Here is a 15,091-nt window from a genome sequence, read left to right as displayed (position 1 = left end):
AGGAAGAAGGCAGGGCGGATTCGTGATGCGTTGCCGAGTCTAGAACGATTCAGAGCCCGGCGTACAGCCCCCGCCCCGTCCATGCCCGGCGGGGGTCGGCCGGGCATGGGCCGGTCACTGCTGTGCGGGCAGGGTGAACAGGAACGTGGACCCCTCGCCGGGCGCACTCTCGACCCACAGCCGCCCGCCGTGGCCCTCGACGATCTTCTGGCAGATCGCCAGCCCGATGCCGGTGCCCTCGTACTGCTCGCGGCCGTGCAGGCGCTGGAAGATCACGAAGATGCGCTCGAAGTGCTGCGGCTCGATGCCGATGCCGTTGTCCTTCACGGCGAAGATCCATTCGCGGCCCTCACGCCGGGCACTGACCTCCACCGTGGGGGGCACGCCTTCACGGTGGTACTTCAGGCCGTTTTGCACGAGGTTCTGCAGCAGCTGGTCGAGCTGCGCGGCGAGGCCCGGCACGACCGGCAGCGGCCCGCGCGTGACCTGCGCGCCCAACGCCACGATCTCGTCGTGCAGGCGCAGGCGCAGCTGGTCGAACAGCGCTCCGAAATCGCAGGCCTCGGTGTCCAGGCGGCCCGTGTGCAGGCGCGAGAAACTCAGGAGGTCGTCCACGAGGCGCTTCATGTGGACCCCGTTTTCGGAGATCTGTTGCAGGTACAGCTGCCCGCGCTCGTTGAGCGTCTTGCCGTAGCGGTGCGCGAGCAGGTCCGCGAAACTGGTCATGGCCCGCAGCGGGGCCTGGAGGTCGTGCGAGGCCACATAGGCGAAGCGTTCCAGCTCGGCGTTGCTGCGCTCCAGCTCGGCCGTGCGGGTGGCCACCTCGCCGATGGCCCGCGCGCGGTCGAGGGCCAGCCCCAGGTTGAAAGTCGCGGTCTCCATCACGGTGCGGTCGGTCACCGACCAGCGCCGCTGCCCGAACAGGGCCACCGCGAACACGCCCACCGGCCGCCCGTCCAGCATGACCGGCAGGCTGGCCGTCGCGCCGATGTGGCGCACGAGTTCGCCCAGCTGGTCGGTGTCGGTGTCGTAGGTGTCCTGGTACAGCGGCTGGCCGGTGCGCCACGGCAGGTTCAGATTCTGGGCGCTGTCCAGCGGCAGTCCGGCGTCCACCACGCCCTGGAGGTCGGGGTGCCCCAGCTCGCCCACCTGCGATTTGAGCCGCCACAGCTGGCCCTCGGGTTCGTAGTACACCGCGTAGCCGGGGGGCAGCAGGTCCAGCGTGATCTCCTGGGCGCGGCGCACGAGGGCGTAGCGGTCGGTTTCCAGCACGAGGTCGCGCGAGAGCAGCGCGAAGGCGTCCAGCGCGCGCGTGCGGACCGCCAGCTCGGCGTGCTGGTTCATCAGGGCCTCGGCGCGTACGTCCAGCTCCTGCTGGCCCTGACGCACGAGGTCGCCCGGCGACGTGACGGGTTCCGGAAGGGCCGGCTCGGCCGCCTGGGCCTGCAGGCCGCGCACATAGGCCACGATCTGGGGCTGCTCGGGGGTGCCCAGTCGCCGCAGGGTCACGCTCAGCGGAACCGGCTGGCCGGTGCGGGTCAGGGCCGAGGAGACGTGCGGCCCCGACTGCCCGTCCCGCAGCGCCTCGGTGACGGCGGTGTGGATTTCTCCCTGCGCCGTTCCGGCGGGGTGCAGGCCCGGCCAGCCGACCTCTCCGGCCAGAAACTGCTCGCGGGTGTAGCCCAGCAGGGCGAGGTAGGTGCCGTTGACCTCCTCGATGCGGCCGTCGGGCCAGCCGATGACCAGGCCCACGGGGCTGTACTCGGCGAGCTGCCGCAGCTGCTCGTCGCGGCGGCACAGGGTGTCGAGCCGCGCCACGCGGTCCAGGGCGGCGGCGCAGTGCGTGGCCAGGACCTCCAGCAGTGGCCCCGGCCCCGCCCCGCTGCCCGCCAGCCCTTCGGCCAGCAGAACGCCCTGCGCGGGACCGGTGCGGGCCAGCGGCCAGGCGGCCAGGCCGCTAGCCCGCTGCTCTTCCCCATGAATCAGCGCGGCGTGGGCCAGGCCCAGCGCCGCCGGGTCGGGACTGTCGCCGCCGTGCAGGGGACGCAGGCCATCGTGGTCGGCCCACAGCGGGGTGAGCCGGGTCAGGCCCAGCAGCTCGGCGGCCGGGGCCAGGGCAGCCACGATCTCGGTTTCCGTCTGTGCGGCGGCCAGCTGGCCGGTCATGATCAGGCAGGGCGTGACCAGAAAGTCGCCCGGAGCGGCAGAAGGGGCGGAGGACGGGTCGGCCGGATCGGACATAGGGGCCAGCATAGCGGCCGGTGGGCCGCTGTAGACTGACGCCCGAAGCGGCTTTGCCTTTATTCCCTCCGGGCGCTCCGGCGACGCCCGGCGGCCCACGTCCTGCGCGCCCGGCCTCCGCGGCGCTTCCCTGTTCGCCCCGGAGGCTCCATGTTCCAACCCGACCGCGAAGCCATGCCCCTGCCCGACCTGCGTGCCTGGCAGCTTTCCCGCCTCCAGGAGATGGTCGCCCGGCAACATGACCGCGTGCCCGCCTACCGCGCCAAGTTCGCGGCGGCGGGCGTCACTCCCGGCGACCTGCGCCGCCTGGACGACCTCGCCCGCTTTCCGGTGACGCGCAAGAGCGACCTGCGCGACCACTATCCGCTGGGGCTGTGCGCGGTTCCCAGGACAGAGCTGCGCCGGATGCACGCCAGCAGCGGCACGACCGGCAAGCCGACCGTGGTGGCCTACGACGACAACGACCTGGAGATCTTCGCGGAGGTGGTGGCGCGCAGCCTGTACGCGGCGGGCGCGCGGCCCGGCATGGTCTTTCACAACGCCTACGGTTACGGTCTGTTCACCGGCGGGCTGGGCACCCACGCGGGCGCCGCGCGCCTGGGGCTGGCGACCGTGCCGGTGTCGGGCGGGGGGACCGAGCGGCAGGTCACGCTCATCGAGGACCTGGGTCCCGAGGTGATCGCCTGCACGCCCAGCTACGCACTCGTGCTCGCCGACGCCCTGGCGGCGCGCGGCCACCGCCCGGAGGACATTCCCCTGAAATACGCCGTGCTGGGCGCCGAGCCCTGGTCGGACAAGACCCGCGCCGAGGTCGAGGCGCGCCTGGGCGTGCGGGCCACCAACATCTACGGGCTCTCGGAGATCATCGGTCCCGGCGTGAGCGGCGAGGACGCCGCCGAGCAGCGCGGCAGCTACCTGTGGGAGGACCACTTCTATCCCGAAATTCTCGATCCGGAGACCGGCGAGGTCCTGCCCGACGGCGAATGGGGCGTGCTCGTCCTGAGCAGCATGACGCGCACGGCCATGCCGGTGCTGCGCTACTGGACCGGCGACATCACCCGCCTGTTGCCCGGCGGGAACGCCACCGGACGCACGGTGCGCCGCATGGACCAGATCCGGGGCCGCAGCGACGACCTCATCATCCTGCGCGGCGTCAACGTGTACCCCACCCAGCTCGAAGCCGTGCTGCTGGGGCTGGGGCAGGTCAGCCCGCACTACCACGTCACCCTGACGCGCACCGGGGTGCTCGACGAGCTGACCCTGCACGTCGAGAGCCTGGAGCTGGGCGGCTCCCTGCGCGCCGAAATCGAACGGCTCGTCAAGGCGCAGGTGGGCGTGACCGTGCGCTGCGAGCTGTGCCCGCCCGGCACCCTGGCCCGCAGCGAGGGCGGCAAGCTGCGCCGCGTGACCGACCTGCGGGCGGCGCGGTAGGGGCGGCAAGAGGCCCAGGCGCCAGGCTCAGGCGCGCGGCTGGCCCGGTCCGGCGGCGGACGGGGGCGCGGCCGACGCGACGACGGTCCGGCCCTCGCCGGTCGCTGTCGGGCCGCCCGCCCCAGCGCCCGCGCGGTAGCCGGCGCTGGGGTAGTAGTAGGCCTCCATCAGTGCCTTGACGAGCGCCACGAAGGGCACGGCGACGATGGCCCCCAGAATGCCGAACAGCTCGACCCCGAAAAGGATGGCGAGCAGCACCCCCAGCGGCGAGAGGTTGGTGCTGTGGCTGACCACGCGCGGCGAGATGACGTGGCCCTCGAGCTGGTTGACCGCCAGGAACAGCAGCCCCACGAGCGCCACCTTGAGGCCGCCCAGCGGCAGGGCGAGCAGCAACGCCGGGATGAGCGACATGACCACGCCCAGGTACGGCACGATGTTCAGCAGCGCGGCCAGGAAGCCCACCGCCAGCCCCGAGGGCACCCCCAGCAGCGTCAGGCCCGCCGCCAGCAGCGCCCCCAGGATCAGCGCCACCGTGATCTGCCCCCGGAAGTAGCCGCCGACCGCGCGCCCCACGTGTCCGCTCAGTTCCAGCGCGCCCGGCTGGTAGCGCAGGGGCAGCAGCCGCAGCAGGAAGGGGCCGATCTGCGGGTAGATGGCCATCATGTAGATGCTGATGACCAGCGTGATGAAGGCGTGCCCGAGCAGCCCGAAGGCCCCCAGCACGCCGCTCACCAGCGCCCCGCGCGGCGAGAGCAGCTCGCCCGCCGAGCGGCTCAGCCGGGCGGGCAGGGTATGGGCGTTCTGGGTGATCCAGTCGCTGAGCTGGGTCTGTGCGCCGGCCAGCAGCGGCGAGTGCGCGCTCAGGGACCGCAGCTCGGCGTTCAGGCGGTCGAGCAGTTGCGGGGCCTGCGCCGCGAGGCTCTGGACCTCGCGCGCCGTCGTCACGATCAGGGGGGAGAGGGCGGCGAGCAGCCCCAGCAGCGCCAGGAACAGCAGCGTGATGCCCAGCGGCCGGGGCACGCGCCGCGCCGACAGCCAGCGCAGCACCGGGTTGGTGAGGTGCGCGATGAGGTAGGCCACCGCCACGCTGAGCAGCACCGCGCGCACCTCGCCCATCACCCGCAGCAGGCCCCAGAGCAGCAGCAGGACCACGGCCAGCTGAAACAGCGGCCAGGTCCACAGCCGTCTCAGGGCGGCGAAGGGAGGAGCAGGCGGCGGCGCGGTCATCCCCGCATGCTGCCGTGCCCAGTTAAGCCCCGGCTGAAGGGAGGGGGATCAGGCCAGAGCGTGGCCCGGCGTGTCCCGCAGGAGAATCTGCCAGGTGGCCTCGCCGCGCCTCGCCCCGCGCTCCGGCCGGAAGCCCAGTTTCCCGGCCAGGCGCAGCGAGGGCGCGTTGTCGGGGTGGATGATGCAGAAGCTGCGGGGCCAGCGGCCCTGACGGTCCTGCCAGGCCAGGACGGCCGTCATCGCCTCCGAGGCGAAGCCCTGCCCGTGGGCCCAGGGCAGCGTGACCCAGCCCGCCTCGGGCAGTGCGCCCAGGTCGGGCTGGCCCGCCAGGAAGTCGCGCTCGAACCGGGCCAGCCCCACCTCGCCGACGAACCGGCCCGAGGCCTTCTCGAAGGCGAGCCAGTACCCGAAGCCCAGCAGACCCCAGTGGCCCGGATGGCGCAGCAGCCGGGTCCACACGTCCTGGCGGGCGACGGGCTGGCCAGTGGTGTAGCGGGTCACCTCGGGGTCCTGCCACAGGGCGGCGCAGTCGTCGAGGTCGGCGGCCTGGTGGCCCCGCAGCAGCAGGCGCTCGGTGGTCAGGGTCGGGGCCAGGTCCATGCCCGGAGTGTAGCCCCGGTGCGCGCCGGACATGAGCGTTTCGTCAGGGGGCCCGTCAGGCCGCTGTCACGGGCGCGGGGCATCCTGACCCCATGAAGACCCTTCTGGCCCTGCTCGCCGTGGCCCTCGGCCCGGCCCCGGTCCTCGCCGCCGGCCTGACGGCGCCCCGCACCGCGCCGGTCACGGCTCCGGGTTCTGTGCCCGCAACCACCGCGCCCGCGCCCCTCAACGGCATCTGGCGGCTGGTGGGCGAGGTCGAGCTGGACGGCCTGCGTGGCGGCGTCGCCGTGCGCCCGCAACTCGTGATCTCCGGCGACCGCGTGTCGGGCCAGCTCGGCTGCGGGCGCTTCACCGGGACCGTCCAGGCGACGGGCAGCGAGATCAGCCTCAAGGTCACGGCCCTGCCCCCGCGCGCGAACGAACGCTGCCTCTTCGCCATTCCCGGCAACTTCTACCGCGTCCTGAACGCCGCCGACCACTACGTCATCAATGGCAGCACGCAGCGCCTCGTGCTGTTTTCCGATGCGGGCCGCCTGACCTTTGAGCGCGTCGGCTACGTGACGCCCGTCCGCCGCTGACCTGACCCGGTGGGGGACAGGCCCCCCCCGGTTTCACCTGAACGCCACTTCCGGACGCTAGGTCTGGAGGCGGCGTCTTATGACCACCTCTCCACCTTCTCCGCTGTCCCCCCCGGCCCCCGCCGCCTCCGCCCCCCCCGTGCCGGAAGCCACGCACTCCTGGTGGCGGGTGATGTGCCTGACCGGCGTGGACTACTTCTCGACGCTAGGCTACCAGCCGGGCATCGCGGCGGTGGCGGCGGGCGCGCTGGCTCCGGTCGCCACGCTGGTCCTCGTGGCCCTGACCCTGCTGGGGGCGCTGCCGGTCTACCGCCGGGTCGCCGCCGAGAGCCCGCACGGCGAGGGCAGCGTGCGCATGCTCGAACGCCTGCTCCCCGGCTGGCCCAGCAAGCTGCTGGTGCTCGTGCTGCTGGGCTTCGCGGCCACGGATTTCATGATTACCATCACGCTCTCGGCGGCCGATGCGGCGGCCCACCTCGTCCAGAACCCGCTGGTGCGCGACCACATCGCCGGGTGGCAGATGCCCGCCACGCTGGCGCTCGTGTTGCTGCTGGGCGGGGTGTTCCTCAAGGGGATGCGCGAGGCCATCGGGCTGGCGGTGGCCCTGGTGGGCACCTACCTCGCCCTGAACGTGGCCGTCATCGCGCGCGGGCTGCTGGAGGTCGCGCACCACCCGGCGGTCCTGAGCGGCTGGCAGGGCACGCTGGCGCATTACCACGGCGGCTGGGGCGGGGTCGCCCTGACTGCCCTGATCGTCTTTCCCAAGCTGGCGCTGGGGCTCTCGGGCTTCGAGACGGGCGTGAGCGTCATGCCGCAGGTGCGCGGCGGGGCCGGGGCCGACGAGGCGGCGGGCCGCGTGCGCCACACCCGGCACCTGCTCGTCACGGCCGCCCTCATCATGAGCACGCTGCTGCTGGGCAGCAGTCTGGTGGTCACGCTGCTCGTGCCGCCCGCCGCCCTCCAGACCGGCGGGGTGGCCAGCGGGCGCGCGCTGGCCTACCTCGCGCACGCGCAGTTCGGCGAGGGCTTCGGGACGCTGTACGACCTCTCGACCATCCTGATCCTGTGGTTCGCCGGGGCCTCGGCCCTGACCGGCCTGCTCAACATCGTGCCGCGCTTCCTGCCGCGCTACGGCATGGCCCCCGAATGGGCGACCGCCACCCGTCCGCTGACGCTGGTGTTCACGGCCATCGGCATCTTCATCACCCTGCTGTTCCGCGCCGACGTGGACGCCCAGGGCGGAGCCTACGCGACCGGCGTGCTGGTCCTGATGAGCAGCGCGGCCTTCGCGGTGACCCTCTCGGCGTGGCGGGCCCGGCAGCGCGTGGCGCCGGCCTTCGCCCTCGTGACCTTGGTGTTCATCTACACGACGGTCCTGAACGTCATCGAGCGGCCCGACGGCCTGCGGATCGCCAGCCTGTTCATCCTGGGCATCCTGGGCGTGAGCCTCGTGTCGCGCGTGAACCGCAGTACCGAACTGCGCCTGAGCGGGGTCAGCCTCGATCTCGCCGCCCGCGAGTTCGTGCAGGGCGCGGCCCGCAGCGGCGCCCTGCGCCTGATCGCCCACCGGCCCGACATCCTGACGGCGCGCGAATACCGCGACAAGGCCCGCGAGGCCCGGCTCAAGACCCACCTGCCCGACGGCGGCCCGGTGCTGTTCCTGGAAATCACGGTGGCGGGGGCCAGCGACTTCGGCGGCACGCTGGAAGTGCACGGGCACACGGTGGGGGTGCATCAGGTGCTGCGGGCCTCGGCCCCGGCGGTGCCCAACGCCATCGCCGCGCTGCTGCTGCATCTGCGCGCCCAGACCGGCATCGTGCCCGACGTGTATTTCGGCTGGGACGAGAAGGGCCCCCTGACGAACGCCGCGAATTTCCTGATGTTCGGGGAGGGTGACATCGCGCCCCTGACCCGCGAAGTGCTGCGCAAGGCCGAGCCGGACGCCGAACAGCGGCCACTGGTCCACGTCGGCGGCTGACCCCGGGTCGGCTGATGTGGCCTGGATGAGCCTGCCGTGAGGGACCCGGGGCCTAGCGGGGGGAGGGGCCATCACCGGGGATTCAGCAAGCCCCCACACAGTGCGGGGAGTGACCGTTGACGCCGGCCCCCGCCCCTTGACTGGGGCGCATGACGACACACAGCGGGAAAGCGGGGGCACAGATGACCCCGGCAGAGCGGGTCGCCTACGGCATTCTGGGGGTGGGTCTGAGCGCGATGGGCCTGCGCGGCGGCCATCCGGCGCAGCGGCTGCTGCTGGGCGCGGCGGGGGTGGCCGTCGCGGCGCAGGCCCTGACCGGCCGGCATCCCCTGGCGACCGCCCTGAAGATCGAGCAGAACGCGGACGGCGAGGTCAAGGTGAGCGACGCGGTGACCATCGGCCAGGACGCGGACAAGCTGTATGCCCGCTGGCGTGACCTCGCCTCGCTGCCCGGCCTCATGACCCATCTGGAACAGGTGGAAGTCCTCAGCGAGAAGCGCTCGCGCTGGACCGTGAAGGCCCCGGCCGGAACGCACGTGGGTTGGGAAGCCGAGATCACGGCCGACGAGCCGGGCAAGCGGCTGGCCTGGGCCTCGCTGCCGGGGGCGACCATCGAGAACAGCGGCGAGGTGCTCTTCCGGCCTGCGCCGGGCGACCGGGGCACCGAAGTGGTCGTGCGCCTGGGCTACAAGCCGCCCGGCGGCGCGACCGGGGCCGTGGTGGCCCGCATGCTGGGCCAGGAGCCGGGCCAGCAGCTGCGCGACGACCTGATGCGCTTCAAGCGGGAGCAGGAACTGGGCTACGCGCCCACCGCCCGGGGCCAGAGCAGCGGCCGCGCCGGGGCCGGAACGGGCACGCAGGAGGGACGGGTATGAAGGCCGTCGTCTGGCAGGGCACGAACAGGATCGGCGTCGAGACGGTGCCGGACCCCTCGATCCTCCTTCCGACCGACGCCATCGTGCGCGTCACCTCGACGGCCATCTGCGGCTCGGACCTGCACCTGCTCGACGGATACATCCCGAGCATGGAAAAGGGCGACATCCTGGGCCACGAGTTCATGGGCGAAGTCGTCGAGGTCGGCCGGGACGTGAAGAAGCTGAAGGCCGGCGACCGCGTGGTCGTGCCCTTCAACCTCGCCTGCGGGGTGTGCGACCCCTGCCGGCGGGGCCTGTTCAGCGCCTGCGACAACTCCAACCCCAACCACCGCATGGCCGAGGCGATGTACGGCGGGGTCAGCGGCGGCGGACTGTTCGGGTACTCGCACATCTACGGCGGCTACGCGGGCGGGCAGGCCCAGTACGTGCGTGTGCCCTTCGCCGACGTGGGCCCCTTCAAGATCGAGTCCGACCTGCGCGACGAGCAGGTGCTGTTCCTCACCGACATCTTCCCGACCGGGTATCAGGCGGCCGAGAACTGCGGCATCGTGCCCGGCCGCGACGTGGTGGCCGTGTTCGGCGCCGGGCCGGTGGGTCAGTTCGCCGCCCGCAGCGCGCAGATGCTGGGAGCCGCGCACGTCATCGTGATCGACCGCGTGCCCGAGCGCCTGAAGATGGCCGCCGCCTCGGGCGCGCAGACCATCAACTACGAACAGGAAGACGTGCTGGTCGCGCTGCGCGAGGCGACGGGCGGGCGCGGCCCCGACCACGTCATCGACGCGGTGGGCCTCGAAGCCCACGGGCACGGCCCCGGCGCACTGCTCGACACCGCGCAGCAGAAGCTCCGGCTTACCTTCGACCGTATCACGGCCCTGCGCTGGGCGATCATGAGCTGCGCCAAGGGCGGCACCGTGAGCATGCCCGGGGTATACGGCGGGCTGGTCAACGAGCTGCCGCTGGGCGCGGCCTTCGCCAAGGGCCTGACCTTCCGCATGGGCCAGACGCACACGCACCGGTACCTGCCCGACCTGCTAGGCCGGATTGAGGGCGGCGAGATCGACCCGAGCTTCGTCATCACGCACCGCGCGGGTCTGAGTGAAGCGCCGGACCTCTACAAGACCTTCCGCGACAAGAAACACGGCTGTATCAAGGTGGTCCTGAACCCCTGGGCCTGAGCGCTTCTTGACCCTTCGCCTGTAGACGCCTGACCCACGGTGGCCGGGCGTCTACAGGCCGTATAAGATGGGAGGTCAAGAAGGAGAGTGCCATGACCACGGACGACACAACCCCACCGGCCACCCTGCTGCGCGCCGTCCTCGACTGGCAGGCGGGCGAACTGCCGCGCGAGGCCCTGGTGTCGCGCCTGAGCAGCCTGACCCCCGAGCAGGGCGAGCAGGTCACGGGCCTGCTGGCCGAACTGCACCGCCGCGCCGGCCGCGCGCCCGCCGCCCACGCCGCCCATGACGACGACACCGCGAGCTGGCGCGAGGAACTCATGGCCTGCCGCGCCCGCACCTGGCCTTTTCCTCAGGCGGCGGGCCTGCTGGTCGGGCCCTCGGTCCTGATCCTCACCGACGGCGCGCGCGGCCTGGTGCTGCGCGAGCGTATGGTGCGGCCCCTGCCCATGAGCGTCAGCTCGTCGCTGCTGCTGCTGTGCCAGACCATTGTCATGGCCCAGCACGCCGTAGACCGGCAGGAGTTGGGGCAACTGCGCCAGCAACGTATCGAGTCGAGTTCCACGTCCCTGTCGGAAATCGAGATCATCCGCTGAGGAGGATGGCTCGGAGGTTCCAGAAGGCCGCCCGACGTCTCTGCTCCGGGTCGAGCGGGTCCCCGTGACCTGGGGGGTGCCGTTCGACCCACCACCCCGCCCGCGCCGCAGACCGCCGCAGGGACATGAAAAACGGGCGGCCCCCTCCGGTCTGGAAGGGGGCCGCCTTCTGGTCTGCCTCCGGGGTTACGAGCCGACCGGCTCCGCGACCTGCGCCGCCGTCAGGAAGGCCTTGACCTCGCCCAGACCGCCGGTGTTCAGCAGGACGCGCCCGCTGGCCGTGTCGATCAGGGCAGGGGTCTTCTGGACGCCGTACAGCGCCACGACCGACTCGAATTCGTCGGGCTGGCCCTGACGGTGGACCGGGCGGATCAGGCCGGCGAACTGCCCCCGCAGAGGCTTGTCGAGCATGAGCTTGAGGCGTTCGCAATCGGGGCAGGCGTCCTGCGTGAGCATCAGGACTTCGGCTTTCGGGGCAGGGTCAGTCATGGGCGATCCTTATGGGCTGGCTGGGCCAGATGTCGTTGAAATCCTGCTCGGTCAGCGGCTCCACGCCGATCTTGCTGTAGCTGCTGCCCTTGCTGGAAAAGAAGTCGTGGGTGGTGCCCTTCGAGCGGATGCCGTTTTGCACGATAGGATTGATCTCCTCGTCGGCAAAGGGGCGCGGGGTGCCGAGGTTGTCGGCCAGCACGTTGAAGTTGAAGCGGATGAACTTCTTGACCTCGCCGGTCAGGCCCACGCCCGCGTACAGCGTCTCGGTGTAGCTCAGCTCGTTGCGGTACAGCGTCTGGAGGGTCGCGTCGTACCACGCCAGGGCGTAGGCCTGCTCGGCCTCGTTCATCGCGGCGAACTTCTCCTGGGCCAGCAGCGCCACGTATACGCCGTGGACCGCCTCGTCGAGGATGATCAGGTTGAAGATCTCGCCCGCCGACACCATGCGGCCCTGCCCGGCGAGGTACAGCGGATAGAAGAAACCGCTGTAGAACAGCGCCGTTTCGAGCATGCACGACACGACCATCTTCTTCCAGAGGCCGAGATTCGAGATGTCGGGATCGGCGAAGACACCCTGGATGAAGCTGATCTTGAACTGGAGCTGCGGCTGCTGCCGGACCCACTCGAAGACCTCGCGCTCCTCGCTCGTCGAGAGGAAGGTCTTGTTCATGAGGCTGTAGGACCGGGCGTGGATGTCCTCCATCATGCCCTGGAACTGCAGCGTCGCCTTGCGGATGTGGCCGTCCACGAGGTGACGCAGCGCCGGCATCCCGACCTCGCCCTGAAGGGTGTCGAGCGCGTTCAGGCCCGCCGAGGCGTGGATGTAGGTCCAGCGCTCCTGCTCGCCCAGGGCCTGCCACACCAGCGCGTCGTTGGTCAGCGGAATCTCCTCGGGGAACCACAGCTGCGAGGTGTATTTCTCGTAGAAGGTCGTGGAGAAGGAGTCTTCCGGTTCTGACCAGTTGGTCGCTGAAAACGGCGTGTGTGGGGACATGCTGGATACCTCGTTCGGTGAACTACTGGGAAAGAGCGGTGTGCACCGTCTTTCTCCGGAAAAGTGGCCTCGACCCGGCGTCGGCGGCCCCAAAGCTGTCTACCTTACGCCCTCGCGGTGACCTGCGGATGTGAAACGGCAGGTGTGCAGATCGCGGAGCCTAGCGTCTGCCCAGGCCACCGGCAGGATGGCCCTCATTCATCATGTACCAGATATAGCGCGGAATGTAACGCAAATACTGGATATTGTATGTTTTAGCCCGGTCTCATACCGCGCAGGTCAGGCATTCCTCGATGCTCATCTTGCGCAGGCGGGTGTAGTACAGGGTCTTGACCCCGCGCGAGAAGGCGTAGAGGTAGTACCGCTGCAGGTCACGGGTGGTGGCGCTGCTGGGTACGAACAGGGTGCAGGAGATACCCTGGTCCACGTGCTTCTGGATGGTCGCCACGGTGTCGATCACGCGGCGCTGGTCCATGTCGTAGGCCTCTTCGTAGTACCACTCGGTGTCGGCGCTCAGGTGAGGCATCGGGTAGATGGTGCGGGCCTTGTTGCTCGTGCGGGTCTCGACCTTCTCGGTCACGGGCATCACGCTGGCCGAGGCGTGCGAGACGTAGCTGATCGAGCCGGTGGGGGCGACCGCCATCACGAACGAGTGCGCCAGGCCGTGCTGCTTGATGTCGGCGACGAGCTGCTCCCAGTCCTGACGGGTGGGCAGGGTCTGGCCCACGAACAGCGCGGCCACCTCGGGCGTCACGGGCCGGAAGTCGCGCTCCAGGTACTGCGCGAAGTGCTCGCCGCTCTGGTAACGGCTGCCCTCGAAGCCCCGGAAGACGAAACCGGTGTCGCGCGCGATTTCCATGCTGGCCTTACGGGCGTGGTAGTGCATGGCGGCGAAGAACACGTCGCAGAACTCCAGCGCCTCGGGGCTGCCGTAGATGAGTTCGGACTTCGCCAGGAACGAGTGCAGGCCCATCGCGCCCAGGCCGATCGAGCGCATCTCGTCGTTCGCGCGGCGCACGGCCGGCACCTCGTGGATGCTCGTGCTGCGGGCCACGTTGTCCAGCATGCGGATCGCCGTGCCGACCACCGAGCCGAGGTCGCGGCTCTCCATCGCGCGCTCGATGACCAGCGAGGCGAGGTTGCAGCTCACGTCCAGGCCCACGCGGTCCTTGCTTTCCTGACCGTAGGGGTGGAAATAGCTGGGCAGCGTGGGTTGCAGGATCTCGCTACACAGGTTGCTCATCTTGATCGAGCCGATGTTCGGGATGGGGTTGGCGCGGTTGGCGTTGCCCTCGAACAGCAGGTAGGGATAGCCGCTCTCGCCCTGCGTCACGGCGATATCCTCCAGCACGCGCCGGGCCGAGACCCGCTTCTTGCGGATGTTGGGGTTGTCGGCCAGCGTCTGGTATTCGCGCGTCCAGTCGATGTCGGTGAATTCGCGGCCCGTCTCCTGCCACAGCGAGTGCGGGTAGAACTGGAAGATGTCCTCGCCGGCGCGCACCTTGTCCAGGAAGACGTCGGGGATGGTCGCACCCACAGAGAGGGTCTTGAGGCGGGCGTCCTCGTCGGTGGCGATCTTCTTGGCGTTCAGGGTGTCTCCGAAGTCGGCGTGCATCACGCTGAGGTAGATGGCCCCGGCGCCGGGGCGCTGCCCGGCCTGGTCGGCGTAGCGCAGCATGTTGTCGAGCATCTTGGCGACGCCCATCACACCCTTGGTCACGTTCTGGATGCCGCGCAGCGACTCGCCCCGCGCCCGCAGGTTGCTGACCTCCACGCCGATGCCGCCGCCACCCTTGCTCAGTTCCGCGACGAACGACAGCGTCTTGGTGATCGAGTCGAGGTTGTCGGTGCAGTCCTGGAGCAGGAAGCAGCTCACGAGGCGGCCGGTGTTCGCCTTGCCCGAGTTCATCAGTGTGGGGGTGGCGGGCGTGAAGGTCTGGTTCACGAGGTGGTGCACGAGGTCCAGTGCGCCTTCCACCGTCTCGGAGCGGGCCAGAGCGGTCAGGGCCATGCGGTCCTCGTAGCGCTCCAGCCACCGCGAGCGGTCGGGGGTCATGGTGGCGTACTCGCTGTAGAACTTGAACGCGCCCATGAAGGCCTTGAACCGGAACTTGTAGCCGTAGGCCTTCTCGAAGACCTGCTGCACTTCCTGGGGGCTGTAGCGGGTGAACAGTTCGGCGTCCCACAGGCCGTGTTCGACCATGTACCGCACCTTCTCGGCGAGGTTGTGGAAGAAGACGGTGTTGGGGTTGACCTTCTCCTGAAAGAAGGCCTGCAATGCCTCGGTGTCGTACCGGGTGTCCACGACACTCCCGGCCAGCACCTTGTTGTTCAGCTCGATCCAGCGTTCCATGGTGTCAGAGTAGTCTGAAAACTTGGGAAAGTAAAGCAGTTTATAATCTAAACCAAAGCTGAGTTGCCCAAAGTTGGACAACCCGTCGGGGGTAAAGCGTTACTCCCTGGCTCAGGCCTGCGCTTGGCCTTCTTCCCATTCACGCAGCCATGCGGCGACCGTCTCGCGGTCCTGCGCGGTGCCGCCCTTGTTGATCTTGGCGATCAGGGGCACGCCGTAGCGCGCGGCGATGAGGTCGCCCGCCCGCCCGAAGTTGTCGCCCCAGTGGAAGCTGCCGCTGGAGACCACACCGCGCAGCCGCCCCCCGTGCTGCTCCAGGAACCGGGCCGTGGTCGCCGGAACCTGCCCGGTTCCGAAGGTGTAGGTGAACAGCACGAAGTCCTCCGTCGGCTGGGCTGCCTGCACCGGCTGGGCGTCGAGGGCACAGTCCGGCAGCGCGGCCTGCACGCCCCCCACGAAGCGGCGCACGTTACCGGTCAGCGAATCGAAGGCGAGCAGCATGGGAAAACCTCCGGCCGGGACGCGGCGCGTGAAGGGGAACCCGACCAGGG

The 15,091-nt window shown here is 70.2% G+C and carries 13 protein-coding genes; 6 read left to right on the top strand and 7 right to left on the bottom strand.

Features of this window, described 5'->3' with window-relative positions:
- Positions 1 to 114: 114 nt before the first annotated feature.
- Positions 115 to 2,241 (bottom strand): ATP-binding protein, encoded by a 2,127-nt coding sequence (locus tag DGO_RS21790; RefSeq protein WP_145975441.1) that lies wholly within the window; start codon positions 2,239 to 2,241, stop codon positions 115 to 117.
- Between the two features lie 150 nt (positions 2,242 to 2,391).
- Here DGO_RS21790 and DGO_RS16095 point away from each other — a divergent pair, with 150 nt between their 5' ends.
- The gene (locus DGO_RS16095; protein WP_014695616.1) at positions 2,392 to 3,672 is read left to right on the top strand and encodes an AMP-binding protein; all 1,281 of its coding nucleotides are present in this window, start codon (positions 2,392 to 2,394) and stop codon (positions 3,670 to 3,672) included.
- 27 nt (positions 3,673 to 3,699) lie between these two features.
- Here the strand turns inward: DGO_RS16095 and DGO_RS16090 are convergent, their stop codons facing one another.
- Both DGO_RS16090 and DGO_RS16085 read right to left on the bottom strand, forming a co-directional pair.
- Positions 3,700 to 4,899, bottom strand: coding sequence for an AI-2E family transporter (locus DGO_RS16090; RefSeq protein WP_014695615.1), 1,200 nt, complete (start codon positions 4,897 to 4,899; stop codon positions 3,700 to 3,702).
- Positions 4,900 to 4,947: 48 nt separating this feature from the next.
- The gene (locus DGO_RS16085; RefSeq protein ID WP_043804375.1) at positions 4,948 to 5,499 is read right to left on the bottom strand and encodes a GNAT family N-acetyltransferase; all 552 of its coding nucleotides are present in this window, start codon (positions 5,497 to 5,499) and stop codon (positions 4,948 to 4,950) included.
- Positions 5,500 to 5,591: 92 nt separating this feature from the next.
- On the opposite strand from DGO_RS16085, the gene DGO_RS16080 reads away from it, so the two are divergent.
- From DGO_RS16080 to DGO_RS16060, 5 genes are all read left to right on the top strand, one after another.
- Positions 5,592 to 6,077, top strand: a complete 486-nt coding sequence (locus tag DGO_RS16080) for an META domain-containing protein (RefSeq protein ID WP_014695613.1) — start codon at positions 5,592 to 5,594, stop codon at positions 6,075 to 6,077.
- Positions 6,078 to 6,156: 79 nt separating this feature from the next.
- Positions 6,157 to 8,055, top strand: a complete 1,899-nt coding sequence (locus DGO_RS16075; protein WP_083847379.1) for an APC family permease — start codon at positions 6,157 to 6,159, stop codon at positions 8,053 to 8,055.
- Positions 8,056 to 8,204: 149 nt separating this feature from the next.
- Entirely contained in the window at positions 8,205 to 8,930 is a 726-nt protein-coding gene (locus DGO_RS16070; RefSeq protein WP_145975440.1) for an SRPBCC family protein, read from the top strand.
- Positions 8,927 to 10,105, top strand: a complete 1,179-nt coding sequence (locus DGO_RS16065; RefSeq protein WP_014695610.1) for a zinc-dependent alcohol dehydrogenase — start codon at positions 8,927 to 8,929, stop codon at positions 10,103 to 10,105. The genes DGO_RS16070 and DGO_RS16065 overlap by 4 nt, the downstream gene beginning before the upstream one ends.
- Positions 10,106 to 10,197: 92 nt before the next feature.
- The gene (locus DGO_RS16060; protein ID WP_014695609.1) at positions 10,198 to 10,701 is read left to right on the top strand and encodes a hypothetical protein; all 504 of its coding nucleotides are present in this window, start codon (positions 10,198 to 10,200) and stop codon (positions 10,699 to 10,701) included.
- A 186-nt stretch (positions 10,702 to 10,887) separates the two neighbouring features.
- Here the strand turns inward: DGO_RS16060 and DGO_RS16055 are convergent, their stop codons facing one another.
- The 4 genes from DGO_RS16055 to nrdI form a co-directional block, all read right to left on the bottom strand.
- Complete coding sequence (locus DGO_RS16055) at positions 10,888 to 11,190, bottom strand: hypothetical protein (RefSeq protein WP_014695608.1); 303 nt, start codon at positions 11,188 to 11,190, stop codon at positions 10,888 to 10,890.
- Complete coding sequence (locus tag DGO_RS16050) at positions 11,183 to 12,187, bottom strand: ribonucleotide-diphosphate reductase subunit beta (protein ID WP_014695607.1); 1,005 nt, start codon at positions 12,185 to 12,187, stop codon at positions 11,183 to 11,185. The genes DGO_RS16055 and DGO_RS16050 overlap by 8 nt, the downstream gene beginning before the upstream one ends.
- A 265-nt stretch (positions 12,188 to 12,452) precedes the next feature.
- Positions 12,453 to 14,540 (bottom strand): class 1b ribonucleoside-diphosphate reductase subunit alpha, encoded by a 2,088-nt coding sequence (nrdE, locus tag DGO_RS16045; RefSeq protein ID WP_014695606.1) that lies wholly within the window; start codon positions 14,538 to 14,540, stop codon positions 12,453 to 12,455.
- Positions 14,541 to 14,651: 111 nt separating this feature from the next.
- Positions 14,652 to 15,041: a class Ib ribonucleoside-diphosphate reductase assembly flavoprotein NrdI gene (gene nrdI / locus DGO_RS16040; protein WP_014695605.1), complete on the bottom strand. Its 390-nt coding sequence runs from the start codon at positions 15,039 to 15,041 to the stop codon at positions 14,652 to 14,654.
- Between the last annotated feature and the right edge of the window lie 50 nt (positions 15,042 to 15,091).

Origin of the sequence: Deinococcus gobiensis I-0, assembly GCF_000252445.1 — a bacterium.
GTDB classification, from domain to species: domain Bacteria; phylum Deinococcota; class Deinococci; order Deinococcales; family Deinococcaceae; genus Deinococcus; species Deinococcus gobiensis.
Note: the sequence above shows the minus strand (reverse complement) of the source record. Positions and strands in the feature narration are given on the sequence as shown.